Origin of the sequence: Micrococcus endophyticus, from assembly GCF_014205115.1 — a bacterium.
GTDB classification, from domain to species: Bacteria; Actinomycetota; Actinomycetes; order Actinomycetales; family Micrococcaceae; genus Micrococcus; species Micrococcus endophyticus.
In genome coordinates, this window is record NZ_JACHMW010000001.1 from 2,356,111 (window position 1) to 2,378,892 (window position 22,782).

Genomic DNA, 22,782 nt, shown 5'->3' on the forward strand with positions numbered 1-22,782 from the left:
GGAGGGCGGGACTCGGCCCTCGTCGGGGACTGCGGACCAGCCTAGAGGGCGCACCGCCGTCGTGGCGCGCCCCGATCCGCCGGATTCCGGTGAGTCCGCTCACGGTCCGCGGGCCCCGGCGCCGCGTCCCCGGCCTGGCTCCCGCGACCGCCCAGGTCAGCGGCGGGTCAGGCGCGCGACAGCAGCACGAGGGTCTCGGCGTGGCCGGTCTGGGGGAACATGTCGAACACCTGCGCCCGGCGTGCGCGGTAGGCGGGCATCGCGGCGAGGTCCTTCGCGAGGGAGGCGGCGTTGCAGCTGGAGTAGAGGACGTGGGGCACGCCCGAGTCCTGCAGCCGGGCGGCCAGCTCCGGGCCGATCCCGCGCCGCGGCGGGTTCACGACGACGGCGTCCGGCATGGCGGCGGGCGCGGCGTCGTCGTCGGGGTGGGCGCCGGCGTCGGAAGCCTCCCGTTTCCCGGACGACAGCGCATCCGAAGCCTCCCGTTTCCCGGACGAAAGCGCCTCCGAGGGCTCGCGTCTCCCGGGCGACAGCGCCCGGGTGGCGTCGCCGGCCGTGAAGCGGACGGCCCCGGCCAGGCCCAGCTCCGCGGCGGTGTCCCGGGCGGCGGCCACGGCGTCCTCGCTCGTCTCCAGACCCCACACCTCGGCCACGCCGGCGCCGCCCTCGGCCACGGGCCGGGCGAGGTGGAACGCGAACCCGCCGACCCCGCAGTAGAGGTCCCACGCGCTGTGCACGGGGGTGCCGTCGGCCGCGGCGGCCTCGGCGAGCCAGGCGGCGGCGGTGGCGTAGAGCCGCCGCGTGACGTCCGTGTTGGTCTGGAAGAAGCCCTGGGGGCGCAGTCGCAGGCCGATCCCGTTGAGCTCCATGCGCAGGGTGGGGTCCCCGGCCAGGTGCACCTCGTCCGGGCCCTCGGGCAGGGCCACGTGCTCGGGGTGCCGGTTGGCGGTGACGACGGCGGCCGGCGTGCCCAGCCCGGCCAGCGCGGACCGCAGGCCGGGGACGGCGGCGCGCAGCGCGTCGAGGCGGGCGGCGGAGCGCAGGACGAAGCGCACCAAGAGCTCGCGGTCGGGGGAGAGGGTGACGATCACGGACTTCAGCTCGCCGGTGCGCGCCGCGACGTCGTAGGGCTCGAGGCCGGCGGCCGTGATCGTCTCCGCGATCGCGTGGAAGGCGGCCTCCATGCCGTCCTCGTAGAGGCCGCAGTCGCGCAGGTCGTGGCCGGTGCCGTCGTGGTGGCGCGGGTGCTGCTCCGGGTCGAGGATGCCCAGCCGGGGCGCGGCCGCGGTGCCGGTGGCCACGAGCTTGGCCTTGTTCCGGAACCCGGACTCGGCGGAGGCCTGCGGGGGCAGCCAGGCCTCGGCGGGCACGGCGGCGTCCAGGCGGGCGCGCACGGCGGCGTCCTTGTCCGTCAGCTGCACGCCGTAGGGCACCCCCATCAGGGCGCAGGACCGGCACCGGCCGGCGTCGTAGTGGTGGCACTGCACGGGCGGCGCCTCAGCCCTCGGCGCCGACGCGAAGGTCGGGGCGGTCGAGGCGCTCGGCCAGGTGGTCCAGGGCCAGCTCGGCGGCGGTGGCCAGGTCCGCGTCCACGTCCATCACCATCCCCGTGAGCACGGGCAGCGCGGCCTCGAGGTCCTGCGGCCCGGCCAGGGCGCCGAGCGCGGAGGCCGCCGACGCGCGGACCTGCGGGTCCGGGTCCGCGCAGCCGGCGCGCACGGCGTCCACGAGGGCGCGGTCCACGGCGACGTCGGCGTGCAGGGAGCCGGCGCGGGCGGCCAGCACGAGGTGCGCGGCCGAGCGGACGTCCGGCTCCGGGGCGGACAGGGCCGCGGTCAGCGCGGGCAGCGCGCTGCGGTGCCAGGCGTGGCCCAGCGCCAGGGCGCCGGTGGCGCCGGCGGTGAGGTCGCCGTCGTCGCCGGTGAGGGCGCGGGCCGCGCCCGAGGTCACGTCCGCGGGGGTGACGGACCCGGTGAGGAGGCGGACCGCGAGGCCCGCGACGGCGGCCTCCCCGCGCTCGGCGACGGCCGCGGCCACCCGGCGGCGCAGGCGGTCGTGCGGGGTCTGGGGCTCCGCGGGCAGGGGGAGTCGGTCGAAGGCGGTCATGGGTCCATTCTGACCCGGACGCCGGCACGGCGCCCGGCGGTCCTGGGAGGTTCCCGGAAGTGCGGTGAACAGGGCGTGATGGACGGCACATCGCGGCCCCCCGAGTGGTACGTTCACTGGCATGAACCCCGCCGGAGCCCTCGCCCTCCAATTCCGGGCGGACAGCTTCGACCATCCCGGCGGGCTCGTGGACGCCGGCACCGTCATCTCGTGGATCGAGAAGGCGGGCTACGCCGTCGCCGCGAGCTGGGCCGGGACGTTCGTCCGTGCCCGATACATGGGCCACACCCAGTTCCGCCACTCCGTGCCGGTGGACCACCGCGCCGTGGTCCAAGCGCGCGTGGTGCACACGGACGGCGCGGACGTGCACGTCCAGACCCGGCTGCTGCTGCCCGAGGTGAAGGACGAGTCCGGCGACCCCGTGGTCGCCACCTCCTCCCTGGTGGTCTACTCCGCCGAGGAGGACGGGGCTCGCGTCACCGTGCCGGCCTGGGTGCCCTCCACCCCCGGGCAGATCGAGCGCGACGAGCAGGCCAGCCGCTCCACCGTGGCCCGCCGCGCCGTGGAGCGGGGCATGGCCCGCCTGCCGTTCCCGTCCCCGGGGCAGGCCCCCGAGGAGATGAGCACGCTCGCGTTCCTGGCCCCGCCCTCCGAGGCCACGGTGGGCGGCACCATGAACGCCGGCGCCATCCTGCGCTGGCTGGACGAGGCGGCCGCCGTGTGCGCCGCCCGGTGGACCGGGCACGAGTCCGTGGTGGCCGTGTTCGGCGGCGGCGTGCGGTTCGTGCGGAACATCCTCGTGGGCGACCTCGTCCGGGTGGACGCCCTCCTGGTGAACACCACGGAGCGCTCCATGCAGGTGGCGCTGCGCGTCTACGCCGGCCGCCCCACCGGCGTGCAGCCGCGCCTGGTGGCGCACTCGATCGCCGTCATGGTGGACGTCTCCGCCGAGGACAAGGCCCAGCCCGTGCGGCAGTACGTCCCGGAGAGTGAGGGCGCCCGCAGCCTCCAGGAGGCGGCCGTGCAGCTCGTGCGCCTGCGCTCCGAGGTGGGCGCCGCCTGGACCGAGACGCGGCGCTCGCCCGAGTCCCGCTGACGCCGCGGCGGCCCCTCCGTAGACTGGGCCGATGAGCCCCCTCCCCGCGTCGCCGCTGCATCACAACCCGGTCCGCCGCATCGTCCGCGGCGCCGCCCTGGCCGCCGGCGCGGGCCTGGTGGGCGTGCCCATGGCCGTGGCCGCGGGCCTCACCGGGGTGGACATGGTCAAGCGCCGGGGCCGCCGTCGCCGTCCGGCGCACAACCCGGGCGTGTTCGACGCCCCGGTGAAGGACTCCCACCTGCGGATCTTCACGTCCGGCGAGGACCTCTACGAGGAGATGCTCTCCGCGATCGACTCCGCCGAGCGGATCGTGAAGTTCGAGACGTACATCTGGAAGGCCGACCCCACCGGCCAGCGCTTCATCGAGGCCTTCAACCGGGCGGCCGCCCGCGGCGTGGAGGTCTACGTCTCCTACGACGGCTTCGGCAACCTCGTGGTGCCGCGCGCGTTCTACCGGCAGCTGGACCCCCGCATCCGCGTCTTCCGGCTCCCCGCCTTCGCCCGGCCGTTCTGGCGGGGCCCGGTGCGGAACACCGGGTTCAACCACTCGAAGATCATGGTGGTCGACGACGAGATCGGCTTCGTGGGCGGCTTCAACATCGGCGACGACTACGCCACGTTCTGGCGCGACACCCACGTGTGCGAGCGCGGCCCGGCCGTGTGGGCGCTGGACCAGTCCATCTCCATCAAGTGGAACGCCCACCACCGAGAGGGCGAGCAGATGAGCTGGCGTCCGCCGGAGTCCTGGGACCCGCGGGTCACCGTCTCCGCCAACCAGCCGCCGCTGCTCGTCTACCCGATCCGCCTCACCTACCTCGAGGCCATCCAGCGGGCCCAGCACCGGATCTTCATCAACACGCCGTACTTCATCCCGGACCAGCAGGTCCTCCAGGCGCTGCTGCACGCGGCGCGGCGCGGCGTGGACGTGCAGGTGATGGTGCCGCAGGACTCCAACCACATCGTGGCGGACTGGGCCTCGCGCGGGTTCTACGCGGAGATGCTCGAGGCGGGCATCACGATCCTGCTCTACAAGGCGAGCATGATCCACGCGAAGACGGCCACGGTGGACGGCATCTGGTCCACCGTGGGCACGGCGAACATCGACCGCCTCTCCCTGGGCTTCAACTACGAGTCCAACGTGGTGGTGGTGGACCGCGACTTCGCGGCCCGCATGGAGGAGATCTTCGCGATCGACGCGGAGCGGTCCGAGCGCGTGGAGTCCCCGCGCTGGCAGGACCGCCACGGCGTGGCCCGCATGGTGGAGCGGCTGCTCGTGCCGCTGCGCCCGCTGCTCTGACGCGTTCCTGACGCGCCCCTGAATCCCGGCCCCAGGCCGGTCCCCGGGTCGACCCCGCCCTCGGAGTTGCATACCCCAGGGGGTATGTTCTACGCTCGTTCCGACATACCCCAGGGGGTATCCGGGAGAGCCCTTCGACCCCCGCCCCCGGCCCACCGCATCACCCAGGAGGATCCCCATGCTGCTCGAGCGCATCTACGACGAGGACCTGGCCCAGGCGAGCTACTTCATCGGCTGCCAGACGAAGAACGAGGCGATCGTGGTGGACCCCCGCCGCGACGTCCAGGAGTACCTGGACCTCGCCGCCCACCACGGCATGACGATCACCCACGTCACCGAGACCCACATCCACGCCGACTTCCTCTCCGGCACCCGCGAGCTCGCGGCCCGCACCGGCGCGCAGATCCACGTCTCCGGCGAGGGCGGCGAGGACTGGACCTACGGCTTCGAGGGCAACCTGCTGCACGACGGCGACGTGATCACCCTCGGCAACATCACCGTGACCGCCCAGCACACCCCGGGCCACACCCCGGAGCACCTGGGCTACCTGATCACCGACGGCGCGTTCGCGCAGGCCCCCGGCTACTACCTCACCGGCGACTTCGTGTTCTCCGGCGACCTCGGCCGCCCCGACCTGCTGGACGAGGCCGCCGGCTTCCAGGACACCCGCTTCGCCGGCGCCAAGCAGCTCTTCCGCTCGCTCAAGGAGAAGTTCGTGGGCCTGCCGGACCACGTCCAGGTCTTCCCGGGCCACGGCTCCGGCTCCGCCTGCGGCAAGGCCCTCGGCGCCCTGCCCTCCACCACCGTCGGCTACGAGCGCACCTACGCCTGGTGGGCCGAGTACGTGGCGAACGACGACGAGCAGGGCTTCGTGGACGAGCTGCTCGACGGCCAGCCGGACGCCCACGCCTACTTCGCGCGGATGAAGAAGCAGAACAAGCTGGGCCCCGCCGTCCTCGGCGAGCTCACCCCGCTGGCCGAGCTGACCGGCGAGCAGGCCGTGGCCCGCGTCGCCGCCGGCGACGTCCTCGCGGACACCCGCTCCGTGGACGAGATCCACGCCGGCACCGTGCCGGGCGCCCTGGCCCTGCCCGCCAAGGACAAGGCCGCCACCCACATCGGCTGGGCCTACGACCCGGAGCAGGACGACGCCGCGATCATCCTCCTGGCCGACGACCAGGACGACGCCGAGGCCATCCGCTCCCACATGATCCGCGTGGGCGTGGATGCCGCGGACGCGTTCGTCACCTCCCTGGACGGGTTCGAGCTGCAGCCCGCCGCCGTGATCTCCCCCGAGGAGCTGCAGCGGCGCATCGACGCCGGCGACGTGGTCCCGGCGACCGCCGACGCGGCCCCCGGCGAAGGCGGCCTGGCCCTGCTGGACGTGCGCAACCGCACCGAGCACGCCGAGGGCACCGTGCCCGCCTCCGGCGGCGCCGAGGCCGCGCAGCTCAACTCCGGCAAGGTGCTCTTCCACCAGGGCGAGCTGCCGAAGGACGCGACCCTCGTGACCTTCTGCCAGTCCGGCCTGCGCAACGTCGTGGCCGCGCAGTCCCTGCGCCGCGCCGGCTTCGACGTCGTCGAGCTCGAGGGCTCGTACCTCGGCTGGCTCGGCCGCACCCGCGCCTGACCTCCCCCCGACCCCCGGCGGCGGCGCGTGTGCACCCATCCCCGTCCGCGCCGCCGTCGGGCCCCTCTTCCCCTGAACCGCCTTTCCTGAAGGAGAACGCATGACCGCCATGACCCTGACCCCCGTCAGCCCCGAGGAGCTGCTCGAGCGCACCGAGGCCGGCACGGCCTTCGTGATCGACGTCCGCACTCCCGCCGAGTTCGCGGTGGAGCACATCGCCGGCTCGTACAACGTCCCGCTGGACACCCTCAAGGAGCACGTCCGGGACGTGGCCGAGCGCCTCCACGGCGACGTGGTGCTCGTGTGCGCCTCCGGTGTCCGCGCCTCGGACGCCCAGCAGCGGCTGACCGGCGCCGGGTTCACCGAGGCGGCCGTGCTCTCCGGCGGCATCGGCTCCTACGCACAGGCCGGCGGCGACGTGGTCCGCCGCGGCACCGGCTGGGGCATGGAGCGGCAGGTCCGCATGACCGCCGGCTCCCTGGTGCTCGCCGGCGTGATCGCATCCCAGATCGGCTCCAAGCGCCTCGCGCTGCTGGCCGGCGGCGTGGGCGGCGGCCTCGTGTACTCGGCCCTGTCCAACACGTGCGCCATGGTCTCGGTCCTGGACCGCATGCCCTGGAACCGCCAGGACCGGGAGCGCCCGGCCTCCGAGGTCCTGGGCGCGCTGCCCGCGGGCGCGGCGCGGAAGGCCTGACCCGTGGCCTGGCTCGCCGTGGGCCTGGCCGTCGCCGTGGGCCTGCTCCTGGGCCTCATGGGCGGCGGCGGGTCCATCCTCATGGTGCCGCTGCTGACCTACGTGGCCGGCCTGGACCCGAAGGAGGCGATCGCCGGCTCGCTGTTCGTCGTCGGCGTGACCTCGCTGGTGTCCGTGGGCCTGCACGCGCGGGCCGGCAACGTGCGCTGGCGGACGGGCCTGGTGTTCGGCCTGGCCGGCATGGTGGGCGCGGCCCTGGGCGGCGTGGTCGGCGGGTTCCTGCCGGGCACGGTGCTGCTCATCGCGTTCGCCGTGATGATGCTGGTCACCGCGTGGGCCATGATCCGGCCGAAGCGCCCGACGGCGGCGCCCGCCGAGGGCGGCCACGCTCCGGGCCGGGCCCTGGGCAGGATCGTGCTCGACGGCGTCGTGGTGGGCTTCGTGACCGGGATCGTCGGCGCGGGCGGCGGCTTCCTCGTGGTGCCGGCCCTCGTGCTGCTCGCGGGGCTGCCGATGTCCGCGGCCGTGGGCACGTCCCTGCTGGTGATCGCGCTGAAGTCCTTCGCCGGCCTCGGCGGCTACCTCACCTCGGTAACCCTGGACTGGCCGTTCCTGCTCGCGGTGACCGGCGTGGCCGTGCTCGGCGCGCTGATCGGGGCCGCCCTGGTCAACCGCGTGCCGGACAAGGCCCTGAAGAGGGGCTTCGGCTGGTTCGTGCTGGCGATGGGCGTGGTCATGCTCGTCACCGAGCTCGTGGGGCTGCTGGCCTGAGCGGCCGTGTCCCCGGATGACCCGTCCACCGATCCGGTGACACCCCCGGGGGTATCCTGGCCTCCCGGTTCCTCGACCGCCGTCCCCGCCCCTCCGCCGAAAGGACACGCCATGCGCAGCGCCGACCCCGAGACCCAGCGCAAGATCCTCAACCGCCTCAAGCGTGCCCGCGGCCAGCTCGACGCCGTGATCCGCGAGGTGGAGGGGGAGGGCAGCTGCCGCGACGTCGTCACGCAGCTCTCCGCCGTCTCCACCGCCCTGGACCGGGCGGGCTTCGCGATCGTCTCCTCCGCCATGAAGAACTGCGTGGCGGACCCGGAGCGGGCCCGCGAGGACGAGGGCCTCACCGTGGAGGAGCTGGAGAAGCTCTTCCTGTCCCTGGCCTGACCGGCTCGGGGCGAGGCACCCGGCGCGGTCGCGCCGGGCGCCTCGCCCCGACCACGACCCCGGCCCGCGCCGACCGGCGCGGCCACCCCTGAAGAGAGGAACCACCATCATGTGCCGTCCTGCCACCTGTGACGTCTGCGGCAAGACCACCTGGGCCGGCTGCGGCCAGCACGTCGCCTCCGTGAAGGCCACCGTCCCCGCCGGGCAGTGGTGCGACGGGCGCCATTCGGACGCCGAGGTCGACGCCGCCCGTGCCCAGAAGCCCCAGGGCTTCCTCGCGCGTCTGTTCAACCGGTGAGCCCGGCGGGTCGCCTCACGCCCTGCCCTGTCGAATCACGCGTCCAATTCGTTCGCGAGGGCGCTGACGAAGGCCAGGAGCGCCTCCTCGACGGGGCCGGTGCGGTCCGGGTGCGGCGCTGGATGCATGATCCACCGGAGCCCCTGGCCGACGAGGTGCACGGCGTGGGCGAGCATCCACTCGTCCGCCGTGGAGCCGTCGATGACGACGAACTCGGTGCGGCCGACTTCGCGCCGGTGCGTGATGTGCAGCTCCGTGTGCCAGGGCTGCTCGGCGCCGGGTCCGTGCCAGGACGCGGCAAGGAGGGTGACGACGTCCCCGGCATCGGCTTCCTGGTGGGCGAACCAGATGCGCGCTTCGAGCATCAGGTCCGGAGCATCGTCGGCCCGGATGTCCCAGGTCCCGCCCAGGGCACGTTGCACATCCGAAGGAGAGTGGTCCGCCGGGAGTCCGCCGGGTCTGCCTCGGACCTCAAGCGCGTCCCACGCGCCGGTCCTGTGGGCTCGTGCTCGAGGGGGTGCATGCCGCGGGCGCAGCAGGGCACCCTCGGGTGCGCCCTGGGCGATCGCCTCCACGATGCCTGAGAGCAGGAGCCCGGCGTCGGAGCGCTCCGGCCCATGGAGCCATCGGACGTCGCCTGCGTCGCGGGGGATGGCGGCCGACCCGCACGTCGTGAGGGCACCGAACAGGCCTGACTTCAGCGCCTCGACCGTGACCCCGCTGCCGTCGTCCGACGGATGCAGTCGCATCTGAAGCCCGAAGAGGGACGGGTGGTCCTCGAGGGCGATGTGGCGGGCTGCGACTCCCTCCTCATCGTCGATGAGGACCGCGGCAACGGACCCGTTGCCGAGTTGGACCTGCACCCGACGTGTGCTGGGCGAACAGGTGTCCCCAACCGCGGGCGCCCCATTCATGCCGCGCACTGGCTGTAGCGGTCGCAGGCGAATTTGCCGTCCGCGTAGATGGAGGCTCGGATGGAACCGGCCGTGTCCTTGAGTTTCCATGCCTTTCCCCCGTGCCCGGCCGTGTCCTTGTTCAACGCCCAGTCCGTGGCTTTGCCCGTGCCCACGCGGTACGTGTTGTTCCCTGTGATGAGATCCATGCGGAAGTAGGTGGAACCGCTGCGACTGAAAGTGAACCCGGCCATCCCGGCTCCACCACAGTCGGTGTGGAACTGACCGCCGTCATCCACGGTCGCGATGGACGCCGGCTTGATGGGGTTGACGATGGGATCGACCGAGTTGCACCGATACGGCATGGCTGCCGCTGACGTCGGGGTCAAAGGAGGGAAGAGGATAGCGAGGGCGGCGAGGGCAGCGCCTCCATGCTGTGACCTCGATGTCGAATGTGTGCGTGAGCTACGCATGATGGGCACGTTAGTGGTGTGCGTCACGCGCAGCAATGGAGAGCGGTGCCGCGGGCCCACGGCGGTGGGCCCGCCTCAGTCCTCGCCGCGCTCGGCGAGCAGGTGGTTCGGCAGCCGGTTGCCCGGCGCGCGCCCGCGGATCTCCAGCAGGTCGCGGGCGTGCTGCCACAGGGCCTTGTCCTCGTGGGAGACGGGCTCCCAGGCGGGCACAGGGACCGCGTCGCCGTCGTCGTCCCGGGCCACCATCACCGTGAGGCAGTACGTGGTCAGCTCGAGCTGCGCGGTCTTGGGGTCGCCCGAGCGCACGTGGACCGCCACGTGCATGCCCTTCTCGCCCGTGTAGATCAGCCGGGCCTCGACCTCCACGAGGTCGCCGATGTGCAGCGGCCGGTAGAAGCGCACCCCGCCGGAGAACACGGCCACCGTCTCCCGGCCCGCCCAGCGGGTGGAGCACAGGTAGGCGGCCGTGTCGATCCACTCCATCACGATGCCGCCGTGGACCTTCCCGCCCCAGTTCACGTCCGTGGGGGCGGCCAGGAAGCGCAGCACCGTGCGGTCCGCGGTGCCGGCGTCCGTGTAGCGCTGGCCCTCCATGGCGGCCTGGATCTCGTCCCGCACCGCGATCCGCGAGACCGCGTACTCCGCCGCCAGCTCCTGCTCCAGCGTGCGCGGCACGAACTCCGGCACCGGCACCGGCTTGCCCTCCTCCACCGCCACGAAGATCACGAGGCAGCGCGCGGCCTCGGTGAGCTCGCCGGTCTTGGGGTCGCCCGCGCTGACCACCGTGTTGATGTGCATGGAGCTGCGGCCGGTGTGCAGCACCGTGCCGGTGACCTCCACCATCTGCCCCACGAGCACGGGCTGGCGGAAGTGGATGTTGCCCACGTACGCGGTGACGCAGTAGCTGCCCGCCCACGCGGTGGCCGCGGCGAAGGCCGCCTTGTCCACCCACTCGAGGACGCGGCCGGCGTCCACGGTGCCGGTGTGGCCCTGGTCCGTGGGGGCGGCGAGGAAGCGGAGGGTCACCTCGTGGCGGCGCTGCTCGGTCATGGGCCCATGATGGCAGGCCCGCGCGGCGGAGGGGACGGGTGCGGCGCGGGTGCGGGCGGGCGCGAGGCGGGCGCGGCGGACTTGACCCTCACGCGGCGTGAGGGGGTCCACTGGTGTGCATGAAGGAGACGATGACGGTCGGCGAGGTCGCGGCGCTCACGGGCGTCACGGTGCGCACCCTGCATCACTACGACGCGATCGGCCTGGTCCGCCCGGCCGCCCGCAGCGCCGCGGGCTACCGGCTCTACGGCCCCGACGACGTCGCCCGGTTGCAGGAGGTCGTGGCCTACCGGCGCCTCGGCTTCGGCCTGGAGGACATCCCGGACGCGACGGCCGACCGCCGCGCCGCGCTCGTGCGGCAGCGCGAGCTGGTGGCCGCCCGCATCGACGAGCTGACCCGCCTCGGGCGCGCGCTGGACGAAGCGCTCGGGCGGTCCGCGGACGAGAGAGAAGAGGACATCATGGAGAACGAGAGCACCCCCCGCCGCCCCGGCACCCGCCCGGACCTGGACCTGACCGACGCCGAGCTGCGCGAGCTCTTCGGCGACGAGTACGCCGAGGAGTTCGACGGCTACCAGGCCGAGGCCGAGCAGCGATGGGGCGAGACGGACGCGTGGGCCGAGTCCGCGCGGCGGACGAAGCACTACTCGAAGCAGGACTGGGAGCGGATCAAGGCCGAGCAGGAGGCGGCCACCGGGCTCGCCGCGGCCGCGTTGCGGGCCGGGGAGCCGGCGTCGTCGGCGGCCGCGATGGACGCCGCCGAGGCGGCCCGCGCCCACATCACCCGCTGGTTCTACGAGGTCAGCCCGGCCATGCACCGGGGCCTGGGGGACATGTACGCGGCGGACCCGCGGTTCGCCAAGACCTACGACGACGTCGAGCCCGGCCTCGCCGCCTACCTGCGGGACGCGATTCACGCCAACGCCGACCGCCTCGAGCGCGACGACTGACCCCACGCTTTCGTGCGGGAAACGGGAGCCTCCCCGGGTGCTTTCGTGCGGGAAACGGGAGCCTTGCGGCCCCTCCCGACCCACCCACCCCACCCACCCCGTTTTCGTGCGGGAAACGGGAGCCTCCCGTTTCCCGCACGAAAGTGGTCTCGGGGCGCGGGTCAGCCCTTCGGCTGGATCTCGCTCTCGACGACCCACTTGTGGTTCGTCATGGTCATGCCGTCCGCGGTGTAGTCGACCATGTAGACGGTCTCGTCCGTGACGGAGGCGACGGTGGCCTCGGCGCCCTTCATGCCGGCCATGTGCTCGGCCTCCATGACGGCGGTGTCGCCCACCTGGAGCGGGGCGTCGCCGGTGTCCTGCAGCTCCTCGTGCACCACCCACTTGTGGTCCTTCACGGGCTCCCCGCCGGTGGTGGGGGTGTAGTCGACGGAGTAGGTGGTGGTGTCGAAGGCGCCGGTGATCGTGGCCGTGGCCCCGTCCATCCCGGGCATGTGGTCCGCGGTCAGGGTGACCTCGCTGCCCACGGGGTGGGCGGGGGACGCGGCCTCGGCGATGCCCTCGGGCGCCGGGCCGCCGTCCATCTTGTGGTCCATGTGGCCGTGGCCGCCGCCGGAGGCGGACTCCGAGGCGCTGCCGGACTCGGAGGCGGGCTGCGACGACGACGTCGCCGCGGACTGGCCGGACGAGGGCGAGGCGGACGGGCCGGCGTCGTCCGCGGTGGAGCAGCCGGTGATGAGGCCGGCGGAGGCGAGGATGCCGACGGCGGCCAGGGTGAGACGACGGGTCTTCATGGGACTCTCCTTGTGCTCGGTGTGCTCGGTGTGCCGGTCGCGGGTGACGCCACGAGCGGCTATATACCCCTCGGGGGTATCCTGCACTGTACTCCCATGGGCCGGGCGGCGTCACGCGCCGCCGCCCCGCCGCTCACCGGCCACCGCTTTCGTGCGGGAAACGGGAGCCTCCCGCTGTCGAGGGGGAGACGAGAGCCTCCCGTTTCCCGCACGAAGGCGATCTCGGCGGGAGCGCGAAGCCCTGACCTGGGGCGAGGAGGGGACGCGCCTGTCGTGTCCGGCCCCGGGTGCACAATGGACCCGTCCACCACGACGCCGGCCCGCCCCGGTCCGCCTCCACCGCGTGCTCGCGCCGACTCGCCTCCGCCGCCCCGCCCAGCCGCCACGCCACCCCACCCCCCACGCCATCCCGCCCCACGATCCCGAGGACACCATGCTCTGGACCCTGCTGCGCCGCCACGGCCGCCCCTACCTGGGCGCCGTGACGGCCGTCGTCGTGCTGCAGCTGATCAGCACGCTGGCCATGCTGTACCTGCCCAGCCTCAACGCCCGCATCATCGACGAGGGCGTGGCCCGCGGGGACACGGACCGCATCTGGGACCTGGGCCTGGTGATGCTGGGTGTCGCGCTCGTGCAGGTGATCGCGGCGATCGTGGCCGTGTGGTTCGGCGCGAAGGTGGCCATGGGCATCGGCCGGGACCTGCGCCGCGCCGTGTACACGCGCGTGGACGGGTTCTCCGCGGAGGAGCTGGGCCGCTTCGGCGCGCCCACGCTCATCACGCGCGGCACGAACGACGTGAACCAGGTCCAGATGGTCACCCTCATGGGCTTGAACTTCATGGTGGCGGTGCCGATCATGGCGATCGGCGGCATCATCATGGCCGTCCGGGAGGACCCGGGACTGTCCTGGCTCGTGTGGGTCTCGGTGCCGGTGCTGCTGGTGATCGTGGCGTGGATCGTGGCGAAGCTGATGCCGCTGTTCCAGCGCATGCAGGACGACATCGACCGCGTCAACGGCGTGATGCGTGAGCAGGTCATGGGCATCCGCGTGGTCCGCGCGTTCGTGCGCGAGCCGCACGAGTCCGCCCGCTTCTCGGACGCCAACGCGGCCCTGACGCGCACCTCGGTGCTGATCGGCCGGCTGTTCGTGCTGCTGGGCCCCGTGATCACCATGATCCTGCACCTGGCCACGGCGGCGGTGCTGTGGTTCGGCGGCCACCGCGTGGCGGACGGCCTCGTGGAGGTCGGCGCGCTCACCGCGTTCATGCAGTACCTGCTGCAGATCCTCATGGCGGTGATGATGGGCACCTTCATGATGATGATGCTTCCGCGCGCCGTGGTCTCGGCCGGGCGCATCGGCGAGGTCCTGGACACCGTCCCCACCCTGGCCGAGCCGGTGAACCCGGTGACGCCGGCGGACCCGCGCGGCGCCGTCGAGCTGCGAGACGTGACCTTCGCGTACCCCGGGGCCGAGGCCCCGGTGCTGGACGGGGTGAGCTTCACCGTGGCGCCGGGCAGCACGACGGCGATCATCGGCGCCACCGGCTCCGGCAAGTCCACGCTGGTCAACCTCATCCCGCGGCTCTACGACGCCACCTCCGGGCAGGTGCTGATCGACGGGGTGCCCGTGACCGAGCTGGCGCGGGCGGAGCTGACGCGCGCCGTCGCCCTGGTCCCGCAGAAGCCGTACCTGTTCTCGGGGACGGTGGCGGAGAACATGCGCTTCGGCGCGCCCGAGGCCACCGAGGAGGAGATCTGGGCCGCGCTGGAGACGGCGCAGGCCGCGGGCTTCGTGCGGGAGCGGACCACGGGCGAGGGGGAGACGGCGGCCACCGGGCTGGACTCCCGCCTCTCGCAGGGCGGCACGGACGTCTCGGGCGGCCAGCGCCAGCGGCTGTCCATCGCGCGCGCCCTCGTGGCACGGCCGCGGATCCTGCTGTTCGACGACTCGTTCTCCGCGCTCGACGTCGCCACGGACGCCCGCCTGCGCGGCGCCCTGGACGCGACGGCGGCGGGCACCACGCGCATCGTCGTCGCCCAGCGGGTGGCCACCATCACCGAGGCGGACCAGATCATCGTGCTGGACGAGGGCCGCGTGGTCGGCCGCGGCACGCACGCCGAGCTGCTGGCCGGCAACGAGACGTACAAGGCGATCGTGGACTCGCAGGTCCGCGCGGAGGAGCTGGCATGAGCGGGACCGAGAAGCACGGCTCCACGGCGGCGCAGGGCGAGGCCGGGGAGCTGACGGACGCCGAGATCGCGGCGTTCCAGGAGGCCGGCGTCACGGACGAGTGGGGCGAGGGGCCACCCCGCAAGGCGAAGGCGTTCTGGCCGTCCGCGATGCGCCTGCTGGGCCTGTTCGCGCCGGAGCGGACGGGCCTGATCCTGGTCTCGCTCATGGTGCTGGTGGCCGTGGTGCTCAACGTGTGGGCGCCGCACGTGCTGGGCCAGGCCATGGACGTGATCTTCGGGGGCCTGATCTCCCGGGACATGCCGGCCGGGCTGACGCGCGAGCAGGTGATCGAGGGGCTGCGCGGCCAGGGCCAGGGCCAGGCCGCGGACATGCTCTCCGGCATGGCGTTCGTGCCCGGGCAGGGGATCGACTTCGCGGAGCTGGCGCGGCTGATCCTGATCGTGCTGGGGATGTATGTGGTGGCGCAGCTGTTCATGTGGCTGCAGGGCCGCGTGCTGAACGACCTCGTGATGCGGATCGTGTTCCGGCTGCGCGAGGACATCGAGGCGAAGCTGAATCGCCTGCCGCTGAGCTACTTCGACACGCGCCAGCGCGGCGACCTGCTCTCCCGCACCACCAACGACGTGGACAACGTGCAGCAGGCCATGCAGCAGGCGTTCGCCACGCTCGTGTACTCGGTGCTGACGATCATCGGCATCGTGGGCATGATGTTCTGGCTGTCCTGGCAGCTGGCGCTGATCGCGCTGATCGCGCTGCCGGTCGCGGGCGTGGTGGTGGGCGTGATCGGCTCGAAGTCCCAGAAGCTGTTCACCGCCCAGTGGCGCGAGACGGGCCGGCTCAACGGGCACATCGAGGAGTCCTTCACGGGGCACGAGCTGGTGACGGTGTTCGGCCGGCAGGCGGACATGGCCGAGCGCTTCGACGAGCGCAACGAGGCCATGTACGAGGCCTCGTTCAAGGCGCAGTTCTACTCCGGGATGATCATGCCGATCATGCAGTGGGTGAACTGGCTGGGGTACGTGGGGATCGCCGTGGTGGGCGGACTGCGCGTGGCCAACGGCCAGATGACCCTCGGCGCGGTGACGGCGTTCATCCAGTACTCGCGCGAGTTCAACCAGCCGCTGGGCCAGGTGGCGGGCATGTCCAACATGCTGATCTCCGGCGTGGCCTCGGCCGAGCGCATCTTCGAGCTGCTGGACGAGGACGAGCAGGACTCGGACGACGAGGTGGCGCGCCGCGCGTCGGACGACGACGTCGCCGAGCCCGCGGACGCTTCCGTGCGGGAAACGGGGGCCTCCGCGGACGACGACGTCGCCCACCTCCCGCAGCCCGTGGCGGGGCGCGTGGAGTTCGAGCACGTGCGCTTCTCCTACACGGAGGCGAAGCCGCTCATCACGGACCTGAACCTGGTGGCGGAGCCGGGGCAGACGATCGCGATCGTGGGCCCCACCGGCGCGGGCAAGACCACGCTGGTGAACCTCATCATGCGGTTCTACGAGGTGGACGGCGGTCGCATCCTGCTGGACGGCGTGGACACCCGCACGGTCAGCCGCGGCGAGCTGCGCGCCGCCACCGGCATGGTGCTCCAGGACGCCGTGCTCTTCGGCGGGACCATCCGGGAGAACATCCGCTACGGCCGACTCGACGCCACGGACGAGGAGGTCGTCGCGGCGGCGAAGGCCACCTACGTGGACCGTTTCGTGCACACCCTGCCCGAGGGCTACGACACCGTGATCGAGCAGGACGCCGCCAACGTGTCCGCGGGCGAGCGGCAGCTCATCACCATCGCCCGTGCGTTCCTGGCCCAGCCCTCGCTCCTGATCCTGGACGAGGCCACCTCCTCCGTGGACACGCGCACCGAGGTGCTGGTGCAGGAGGCCATGGCGGCGTTGCGCTCTGACCGCACGTCCTTCGTGATCGCCCACCGCCTGAGCACCATCCGGGACGCGGACGTGATCCTGGTGATGGAGCACGGGGACATCGTGGAGCAGGGCAACCACGCCGAGCTCCTCGCGGCCAGGGGCGCCTACCACCGGCTCTACATGAGCCAGTTCAAGGGCGGGGAGGACGACGGCGGCGGTGCGGCCTCGGGAGAAGACGCCCGGTGATGACTGCAGCGAGCGTGAAGGGACTCGGGACGGCCTGACGAGGCCAGGAGAATCCCTTGCTGTGGGGGGTAGCGTCTACTATGTGACGTAGCTCATATCGGGTTGGAATCCTGAGGAGGATCGTCATGGGACCGAGGGCTTCTGGTCATGAGCGGGCCTGACATCACAGGGAGACGTGGCCGGGGTCTGGCAGTCGGGCTTGCGCTCACTGTCGATCTCGCCGCGTGCGGGGATGAAGGCGGATCCGCAGGACAGGACGTCGCTGACTGCGCAGGCGCGACAGCGCCGGAGGAATGGAGTCCATCTCGGTGGACGCCGCCAGTCGCGATTCAACCGGTCCTGACGGCGGAGGCCGAGAAGGAAGCGGCCTACCGCTCCGCTCTCGAACGGCGGGCCCAGACGCTCCGCATCACGGATCCTCCTCGCGTGCAGCGGAGAGTGAAGCGCCCTGGGTTTCGTTCCGATCCCAACGAAGGAGAATCGGAACATGCCCAAGAAGTTCAGCCCCGAGCTGCGTGAGCGCGCGGTCAGGATGGTCCTGGAACGCCAAGCCACGCAAGGAGGGCCCCGTTCGCATTCCATCCGGGCGGTAGCCCCGCAGCTCGATGTCAGCGAAGAGACCTTGCGGATGTGGTGCCAACGCCACGGCCACGAAATAGCTCAGGCACCCGTCTCAGAGACCCCTGCGGAGGAGATCCGCAGGCTCAAACGCGAGCTGGCCGAGGCGCGGCGCGCGAACGAGATCCTCAAGGCCGCCTCGGCTTTTTTCGCAGCGGAGCTCGACCGCCCCACGACGAGATGATCGCGTTCATCGACGAACACCTCGATCAGTTCGGGGTCGAGGCCATCTGCCGCACCCTTCGTGCGACGGAATGTGGGTTCATCACCTCGACGTGAGCTACCGCGCCGCGAAGACACGACCGGCCTCCGCGCGGGCCCTGCGAGACGTCCTGCTGCTCGAGGAACTCCGCCGGATTCACATGGAGAACTACAGCGTCTACGGCGTCCGCAAGATGCACCATGCGATGGCCCGCGCCGGGTGGGAGATCGGCCGGGACCAGGTCGCCCGTCTCATGCGTACCGCCGGCCTGCAGGGAATCCGCCGTGGCCGCAAGCCGATCACGACCCGCCCTGCAGGAGAGACAGACGCCCGCCCTAATCTCGTGGAACGTTGCTTCACCGCCGAGCGGCCGAACCAGCTGTGGGTCGCTGACATCACCTACGTCAGGATCCTGGGCGGGTTCTGCTACGTCGCGTTCATCACCGACGTCTACTCCCGGCGCATCGTGGGATGGGCTGTCTCGGGCAGCCTTCACACCGTGGGGCTGCCGCTGCTGGCCTTGGAGCGCGCGCTGCTGAGCACTGGCGCCAGCCGTGGCCGCCAGGGCCTGGTGCACCACTCGGATCGCGGTAGTCAGCTTGGCCTGCTCGGATGCGCTCATCACCGCCGGGGTGAGCGCCTCAGTGGGCACCGTGGGCGACTCTTACGACAACGCCCTGGCCGAGAGCGTGAACGGGCTCTACAAGGCCGAGCTCATCCACGCCAAGCGGATCTGGGAGTCCGTCGAGGCGGTCGAGCTGGCCACCATGGGGTGGGTGCACTGGTGGAACACCACCCGCCTCCACGAGGCCCTGGACTACCTCACCCCCGCGGAGGTCGAGGCGGCCTACACTCACGACCAGGACTCAGCGCCCGTTGCGTCTTGACCTCGGAACGAAACCCAGGGCACTTCAACGCCGAGATCATGGAGGCCTGCCCCGAGGTGCCCTCTGACTCCGTCCTCTACGGGTTCGACGGATGAACCGCCCCGTCCGCTGGGCCACCTCACCCCGCGCCCTTTGTTACGAGCGCGCGGCGGAACGGCCGTGCCGGGGCGCATTCCGGTGCAAGGTCAAACGTGGGTGTGTGAAGCATCTGAGAAAACTCTTGACGCTGAGCGGGCCACGCCATAGCGTGTGACGCACCTCACAAGGGGCTTTAGATCGGAGGAGGAACATCATGGGTGTGAAGCAGTGGGCCAGCAGGGTAGGCGCTGGCGTGGCTGTCGCTGGATTGCTGGCGGTCTCTGGAGCGGCGCCAGCGCAAGCGTTGTCAGAGACTGGCAGGAAGGACTGCAGTGCCGGAGGCGGGTATGTCGGCCTGCAGGTGGAGCAGCAGCGGTATACGGACACGATGTATTACAACGTCGGCGGAAAGACCACCAAGAAGCCTGGGCTATACAAATATGGATAGGATTCCGGACTCCGCATGACGCAGACCTGGACGGGGTCATCGACCTCGCTTCTGCTGTCGGGCACCTACGGCTACTGCTATTACCCCTACTGAGGTTGAGCCCAAGATGAAGACGAAGTTCGCAGCGGTCACCGCCGCGGCGGTGACCGCTGTTCTGACTCTGTCTGGATGTGCGACCACTGCTCCGTCCACGAGCGCCGCGGCGACCGGTTCCCCTACAGAGAAGGTGTGGGATCCCGAGACCTGGACGCCCACCGAGAAGATCGAGCGGCGGATGACCGAGGCTGACGAGCGGGAGCGCTGGTATGAGTCACAGCTCGCACGAAACGCCGCCTTCTTGGGCATCAGGAACCCCCCGGCCGTCACCCGTCGCGGGTGGGCCACCTCCAGGCAAGAGCAGGCGAGATGGTCCGCGCAGTGCATGACCGAGCGAGGGGTTCCCGCCACGTACAACGAGGTTATGGTGGGGGTGACGTATGACACTCCGCCGCCCTCGCAGGAGGCGGCCGTGAAACTGGTCTCATGGACCTGCGATGCCCTGTTCCCCATCGATCCGAGCCTGGACCAGGAGTTCTCTGACGCTCAGTTGCGCCTGCTCTACGACTATTGGGACCAGTACGCCATCCCGTGTCTTGAGGACCATGGCATCACCGTGGACACATCCCAGCGGCCCTCGAAGGAAACATGGCTGGCGGCCTTCAACACGCCGGAGCGGATCAGCTGGTGGCCCGTGCAAGACTCCATCATGGGCCTCACGGACGCGCGCTCCGCCGAGGTCTCGGAAGCCTGTCCGGTTCAGCCCCCGGACTCGATGCTCTTCGGATACTCCGAATGAGCAAGGTCACCCGCTGGGCCGCTCTCGTCCTCACGCTCGTGCTCGTCGCCGCCCTCGCCTTCTGGGCCGGCCGGGCCACGCTCACCCCTCCGGCCCAGGCCGATCAGCGTCCGTCCGAGGACGCCGTCGTCACCGTCGCCGAGCAGGAGCTCGGCCGCGTCATCACCCTCGGCGTGTCCGTGGCCCGCGAGCAGGCGCCGGCCGCCGTGAACGCGCTGTCCGGCGTCGTCACCCGGGCCGGGGAGTCCGGTGAGGTGGCCGCCGGGGACGTGCTGTACGCCGTCGCGCAGCAGCCCGTGATCGCCGTGCAGGGCGAGCTGCCCCAGTGGCGGGCGCTCGACGAGGGCGCCACCGGCAGCGATGTCGCCGCGTTCCAGCGCATGCTCGCCGCCACGGGGGCGAAGGTGGAGGTCACCGGCACCTGGGACGAGGCCACCGCTGTCGCCTGGAACGGCTGGCTCACCGAGCGCGACTACCCGGCCGCGGGCACCGTGGAGCTGGGCCAGCTCGTGGTGCTGGAATCACTCCCCGCCGCACTCAGCGTGGACGCGAAGGCAACGGCCGTCGGCGGCGCGCTCGCGGGAGGCGAGACCATCGTCGCCCGCCCCGGCGACGAGCCCACGTTCGCCATCGAGGTCAACCAGGACCAGGCCGCCATGATCCCGGCCGGCACCGCGGTGACCGTGCCCCACGGCGAGCACGAGTGGGAGGCCGTGGCCGGCGAGTCCACCGCGGACGACCAAGGGCTGATCCGCATCCCCCTGACCGCCCCCGACGGCGGCGCGGTGTGCGGCGCGGACTGCGACTCCCTGCCAGCCGAGGCCTCCACCTCCCTGCTCTCGAAGGTCAACGTGGTCCCGCCCGTCACCGGGCCCGTGGTCCCCGTGTCCGCGCTGCGCACCCAGCCCGGCGGCGCCGTCGTGGTCACCGTGGTGCAGGACGGCGTCGAGGAAGAGCGCACCGTCACCGTCCGCGGCTCCGCGGACGGCCTGGCCGTGGTGGACGGCGTGGACGCCGGGGAGACCGTGCGCGTGCTGAACGGCGCGCCGTGAACGCGGAGCTGTCCGTGGCGGACCTGCGCTTCGCGTACACGCGCGGCGCGGAGGAGCTGTTCGACGGCCTGACCCACCGCTTCACCCCTGGCGCCGTCACCGCGCTCACCGGCCCGTCCGGGCGCGGCAAGTCCACGCTGCTGTACGTGCTGGGGCTTATGCTCACGCCATCGGCGGGCGTGGTGCGCCTGGGCGACGTCGAGGCCTCCGCCCTGCCGGACCGGCGCCGGGCGCGGTTGCGGGCCACGTCCGTGGGGTTCGTGTTCCAGGACGCCGAGCTGGACCCGTCCCGGCCCATCCTGGACTCGGTGGTGGAGCCCGGTCTGTACGCAGGGCTGGAGCGTCGGGTGCTGGAGGAGCGGGCCCGGGCGCTGCTGGAGCGCTTCGGCCTGGGACACCGGGCCGAGCACCGGCCGGGCCAGGTCTCGGGCGGCCAGGCCCAGCGCGTGGCGGTGTGCCGGGCGCTCGTGAACACTCCCGCGGTGGTGCTGGCCGACGAGCCCACGGGCAACCTGGATCCGGACAACGCCTCCCTCGTGCTCGACGCACTGGCCGAGACGGCCGCCGAGGGGCGCACCGTGGTGGTGGCCACGCACGACCCGGCCGTCGTCGCGCGGGCGGACGAGGTGGTGCGGCTATGACCCTCGAGGCCCGCCCATGAATCTGCGAACCCTGCTGCGCGAGGCCCTCACCGCCGCGCGCACCTCGCCCGTGCCCTCCGCTCTCGTGCTGCTGGTGGTGGCCGCCATGTGCTTCGCCGCCGTCGCCACGGTGGGCCGTCAGGCCGCCACGGAGGCCGCCGTCGCCGCGGAGCTCTCCGGGCCCGCGGCGCGCGTGCTCACCGTCACGGACTCGGGCGGCACCGGCTTCCTCACCGGCGCCACCGTCACCACCCTCGCCGGTCTCGACGCCGCCGAGGCCGCCCTGGCCCGCGACATGCCCGTGGACACGGTGAACGCCGCGATCGGTGCGGGCGGGACGCGCGTGGCGGTGACCCACGTGGTGGGCACCCTGGACCGCGGCGTCGAGCTCACGCGCGGCCGCCTGCCGGGCCCCGGGGAGGTGGTGGTGCCCGAGGCGAAGCTGGCCGAGCTGGGCCTGGCCCAGCCCTCCGGGGCGCTCGAGTCCGGAGACGGACGTCAGTGGGCCGTGGTGGGCGCGTTCGAGGCGCGCACGCCGTTCGAGGACCTCGACGGGTACGCGCTCGCCGTGCCCGCCGCCCCGGCCTCCCTCGTGGTCCAGCAGGTCCGCGTCCTGGCCCCGGACACCGCCGGCACCCGCGCCATGCAGGACTCCGCCCTGGCCGTGATCGACCCCGACCCTCGCTCCTCGCAGGTGCAGACCGCGCGGGCGCTGGCCGCCGGGAACGAGACGATCACCGGGGAGCTGGCCGGACTGGGCCGATCCCTGCTGCTGCTCATCCTCGGGGCGGGCGCCTTCTTCGTGGCGATCGTGGTGCTCGCCGACGTCCTCATCCGCCGCCGCGACCTCGGCCGCCGCCGCACCCTCGGCATCGGCCGCGCGGACCTCGTGCTGCTCGTGGCGGTCCGCACCGCCGCGCCGGCGGTGCTCGGGGCGGTGGTGGGCGCGGGGACGGGCTACGCCGTCGTCGTGGGGCAGGGCGGGGCGCTGGGGCTGGACTTCGTGGCGGGGGTGGCCGTGCTCGCCGCGCTGACCGCCGTGGTGGCGAGCCTGCTCCCGGCGGCCTTCGCGGCGTTCCGCGACCCCGTGCGGGTGATGCGCACGGCGTGACGGGTGCGCGCGGGGGTGGCCCGTTGCCTGCGGGGGTGGGTGCCGGCGCGGGTGCTCCCTGGCGATGCCGCCCGAGTCGCCTCTCGGGGTTCCGTGGGCAGGGCAACCGGTTCCGTGGGCGGGTCAGCCGGTTCCGTGGGCAGAAGAGTGACTCCTTCCGCCCACG

General features: G+C 72.4%; 20 protein-coding genes, 1 pseudogene and 1 other annotated feature. Of the genes and pseudogenes, 15 read left to right on the plus strand and 6 right to left on the minus strand.

Annotation, left to right across the window (positions count from 1 at the left end; translation table 11 throughout):
* Window positions 1-167: 167 nt before the first annotated feature.
* Entirely contained in the window at window positions 168-1,487 is a 1,320-nt protein-coding gene (locus HDA33_RS10850) for a methyltransferase domain-containing protein (RefSeq protein WP_184173191.1), read from the minus strand.
* A 10-nt stretch (window positions 1,488-1,497) separates the two neighbouring features.
* Window positions 1,498-2,106, minus strand: coding sequence for a HEAT repeat domain-containing protein (locus HDA33_RS10855; protein WP_184173193.1), 609 nt, complete (start codon window positions 2,104-2,106; stop codon window positions 1,498-1,500).
* 121 nt (window positions 2,107-2,227) lie between these two features.
* On the opposite strand from HDA33_RS10855, the gene HDA33_RS10860 reads away from it, so the two are divergent.
* The 7 genes from HDA33_RS10860 (at window position 2,228) to HDA33_RS10890 (ending at window position 8,282) form a co-directional block, all read left to right on the plus strand.
* Window positions 2,228-3,202, plus strand: coding sequence for an acyl-CoA thioesterase (locus HDA33_RS10860; protein ID WP_184173195.1), 975 nt, complete (start codon window positions 2,228-2,230; stop codon window positions 3,200-3,202).
* 31 nt (window positions 3,203-3,233) lie between these two features.
* A complete protein-coding gene (locus tag HDA33_RS10865; protein ID WP_184173197.1) occupies window positions 3,234-4,502 on the plus strand; it encodes a phospholipase D-like domain-containing protein in 1,269 nt (422 codons plus the stop codon).
* Between the two features lie 178 nt (window positions 4,503-4,680).
* A complete protein-coding gene (locus HDA33_RS10870; RefSeq protein WP_184173199.1) occupies window positions 4,681-6,132 on the plus strand; it encodes an MBL fold metallo-hydrolase in 1,452 nt (483 codons plus the stop codon).
* Between the two features lie 100 nt (window positions 6,133-6,232).
* Complete coding sequence (locus HDA33_RS10875) at window positions 6,233-6,826, plus strand: rhodanese-like domain-containing protein (RefSeq protein WP_017489356.1); 594 nt, start codon at window positions 6,233-6,235, stop codon at window positions 6,824-6,826.
* Window positions 6,827-6,829: 3 nt separating this feature from the next.
* Window positions 6,830-7,597 carry a TSUP family transporter gene (locus HDA33_RS10880; protein ID WP_184173201.1) on the plus strand — a complete coding sequence of 256 codons (768 nt, stop codon included), beginning with the start codon at window positions 6,830-6,832 and terminating at the stop codon, window positions 7,595-7,597.
* Window positions 7,598-7,708: 111 nt separating this feature from the next.
* On the plus strand, window positions 7,709-7,984 hold the full coding sequence (locus tag HDA33_RS10885) for a metal-sensitive transcriptional regulator (RefSeq protein ID WP_017489354.1): 276 nt from the start codon (window positions 7,709-7,711) through the stop codon (window positions 7,982-7,984).
* A 109-nt stretch (window positions 7,985-8,093) separates the two neighbouring features.
* Window positions 8,094-8,282, plus strand: a complete 189-nt coding sequence (locus HDA33_RS10890; protein ID WP_158491725.1) for a hypothetical protein — start codon at window positions 8,094-8,096, stop codon at window positions 8,280-8,282.
* Between the two features lie 35 nt (window positions 8,283-8,317).
* On the opposite strand, the gene HDA33_RS10895 is transcribed toward HDA33_RS10890, so the two are convergent.
* The 3 genes from HDA33_RS10895 to HDA33_RS10905 all read right to left on the minus strand — a co-directional run bounded on the left by HDA33_RS10895 (window position 8,318) and on the right by HDA33_RS10905 (window position 10,698).
* Window positions 8,318-8,704: a hypothetical protein gene (locus HDA33_RS10895; RefSeq protein ID WP_184173203.1), complete on the minus strand. Its 387-nt coding sequence runs from the start codon at window positions 8,702-8,704 to the stop codon at window positions 8,318-8,320.
* 488 nt (window positions 8,705-9,192) lie between these two features.
* The gene (locus tag HDA33_RS10900; protein WP_184173205.1) at window positions 9,193-9,564 is read right to left on the minus strand and encodes a hypothetical protein; all 372 of its coding nucleotides are present in this window, start codon (window positions 9,562-9,564) and stop codon (window positions 9,193-9,195) included.
* Between the two features lie 159 nt (window positions 9,565-9,723).
* Entirely contained in the window at window positions 9,724-10,698 is a 975-nt protein-coding gene (locus HDA33_RS10905; RefSeq protein WP_184173207.1) for an acyl-CoA thioesterase, read from the minus strand.
* A gap of 119 nt (window positions 10,699-10,817) precedes the next feature.
* On the opposite strand from HDA33_RS10905, the gene HDA33_RS10910 reads away from it, so the two are divergent.
* A complete protein-coding gene (locus tag HDA33_RS10910; protein WP_246416948.1) occupies window positions 10,818-11,648 on the plus strand; it encodes a MerR family transcriptional regulator in 831 nt (276 codons plus the stop codon).
* A 161-nt stretch (window positions 11,649-11,809) separates the two neighbouring features.
* Here HDA33_RS10910 and HDA33_RS10915 read toward each other — a convergent pair whose 3' ends face one another.
* Window positions 11,810-12,442, minus strand: coding sequence for a YdhK family protein (locus HDA33_RS10915; protein WP_184173209.1), 633 nt, complete (start codon window positions 12,440-12,442; stop codon window positions 11,810-11,812).
* Between the two features lie 433 nt (window positions 12,443-12,875).
* Here HDA33_RS10915 and HDA33_RS10920 point away from each other — a divergent pair, with 433 nt between their 5' ends.
* From HDA33_RS10920 to HDA33_RS10955, 7 genes and pseudogenes are all read left to right on the plus strand, one after another.
* Complete coding sequence (locus HDA33_RS10920; RefSeq protein WP_184173211.1) at window positions 12,876-14,633, plus strand: ABC transporter ATP-binding protein; 1,758 nt, start codon at window positions 12,876-12,878, stop codon at window positions 14,631-14,633.
* Entirely contained in the window at window positions 14,630-16,744 is a 2,115-nt protein-coding gene (locus HDA33_RS10925) for an ABC transporter ATP-binding protein (protein WP_184173212.1), read from the plus strand. The genes HDA33_RS10920 and HDA33_RS10925 overlap by 4 nt, the downstream gene beginning before the upstream one ends.
* A 487-nt stretch (window positions 16,745-17,231) precedes the next feature.
* Window positions 17,232-18,451 (plus strand): annotated as a pseudogene (locus HDA33_RS10930) (IS3 family transposase).
* Window positions 17,504-17,635 (plus strand) — a sequence feature (AL1L pseudoknot). (Overlaps the previous pseudogene by 132 nt.)
* A gap of 632 nt (window positions 18,452-19,083) precedes the next feature.
* The gene (locus HDA33_RS10940) at window positions 19,084-19,812 is read left to right on the plus strand and encodes a hypothetical protein (protein ID WP_158493871.1); all 729 of its coding nucleotides are present in this window, start codon (window positions 19,084-19,086) and stop codon (window positions 19,810-19,812) included.
* The gene (locus HDA33_RS10945; RefSeq protein WP_135030878.1) at window positions 19,809-20,864 is read left to right on the plus strand and encodes a hypothetical protein; all 1,056 of its coding nucleotides are present in this window, start codon (window positions 19,809-19,811) and stop codon (window positions 20,862-20,864) included. Before HDA33_RS10940 ends, HDA33_RS10945 begins: the two co-directional genes overlap by 4 nt.
* Entirely contained in the window at window positions 20,861-21,505 is a 645-nt protein-coding gene (locus tag HDA33_RS10950) for an ABC transporter ATP-binding protein (RefSeq protein WP_158493872.1), read from the plus strand. Before HDA33_RS10945 ends, HDA33_RS10950 begins: the two co-directional genes overlap by 4 nt.
* A gap of 16 nt (window positions 21,506-21,521) precedes the next feature.
* Entirely contained in the window at window positions 21,522-22,616 is a 1,095-nt protein-coding gene (locus tag HDA33_RS10955; protein ID WP_184173214.1) for an ADOP family protein, read from the plus strand.
* The last annotated feature ends 166 nt before the right edge of the window (window positions 22,617-22,782 follow it).

Bases quoted from the DNA above. Each gene is read 5' to 3' on its own strand.
- HDA33_RS10955 (WP_184173214.1), top strand. From the start codon at position 21,522: ATGAATCTGCGAACCCTGCTGCGCGAGGCCCTCACCGCCGCGCGCACC.
- HDA33_RS10915 (WP_184173209.1), bottom strand. From the start codon at position 12,442: ATGAAGACCCGTCGTCTCACCCTGGCCGCCGTCGGCATCCTCGCCTCC.
- HDA33_RS10920 (WP_184173211.1), top strand. From the start codon at position 12,876: ATGCTCTGGACCCTGCTGCGCCGCCACGGCCGCCCCTACCTGGGCGCC.
- HDA33_RS10925 (WP_184173212.1), top strand. From the start codon at position 14,630: ATGAGCGGGACCGAGAAGCACGGCTCCACGGCGGCGCAGGGCGAGGCC.
- HDA33_RS10875 (WP_017489356.1), top strand. From the start codon at position 6,233: ATGACCGCCATGACCCTGACCCCCGTCAGCCCCGAGGAGCTGCTCGAG.
- HDA33_RS10890 (WP_158491725.1), top strand. From the start codon at position 8,094: ATGTGCCGTCCTGCCACCTGTGACGTCTGCGGCAAGACCACCTGGGCC.
- HDA33_RS10865 (WP_184173197.1), top strand. From the start codon at position 3,234: ATGAGCCCCCTCCCCGCGTCGCCGCTGCATCACAACCCGGTCCGCCGC.
- HDA33_RS10940 (WP_158493871.1), top strand. From the start codon at position 19,084: ATGAAGACGAAGTTCGCAGCGGTCACCGCCGCGGCGGTGACCGCTGTT.
- HDA33_RS10855 (WP_184173193.1), bottom strand. From the start codon at position 2,106: ATGACCGCCTTCGACCGACTCCCCCTGCCCGCGGAGCCCCAGACCCCG.
- HDA33_RS10910 (WP_246416948.1), top strand. From the start codon at position 10,818: ATGAAGGAGACGATGACGGTCGGCGAGGTCGCGGCGCTCACGGGCGTC.
- HDA33_RS10870 (WP_184173199.1), top strand. From the start codon at position 4,681: ATGCTGCTCGAGCGCATCTACGACGAGGACCTGGCCCAGGCGAGCTAC.
- HDA33_RS10945 (WP_135030878.1), top strand. From the start codon at position 19,809: ATGAGCAAGGTCACCCGCTGGGCCGCTCTCGTCCTCACGCTCGTGCTC.
- HDA33_RS10885 (WP_017489354.1), top strand. From the start codon at position 7,709: ATGCGCAGCGCCGACCCCGAGACCCAGCGCAAGATCCTCAACCGCCTC.
- HDA33_RS10860 (WP_184173195.1), top strand. From the start codon at position 2,228: ATGAACCCCGCCGGAGCCCTCGCCCTCCAATTCCGGGCGGACAGCTTC.
- HDA33_RS10905 (WP_184173207.1), bottom strand. From the start codon at position 10,698: ATGACCGAGCAGCGCCGCCACGAGGTGACCCTCCGCTTCCTCGCCGCC.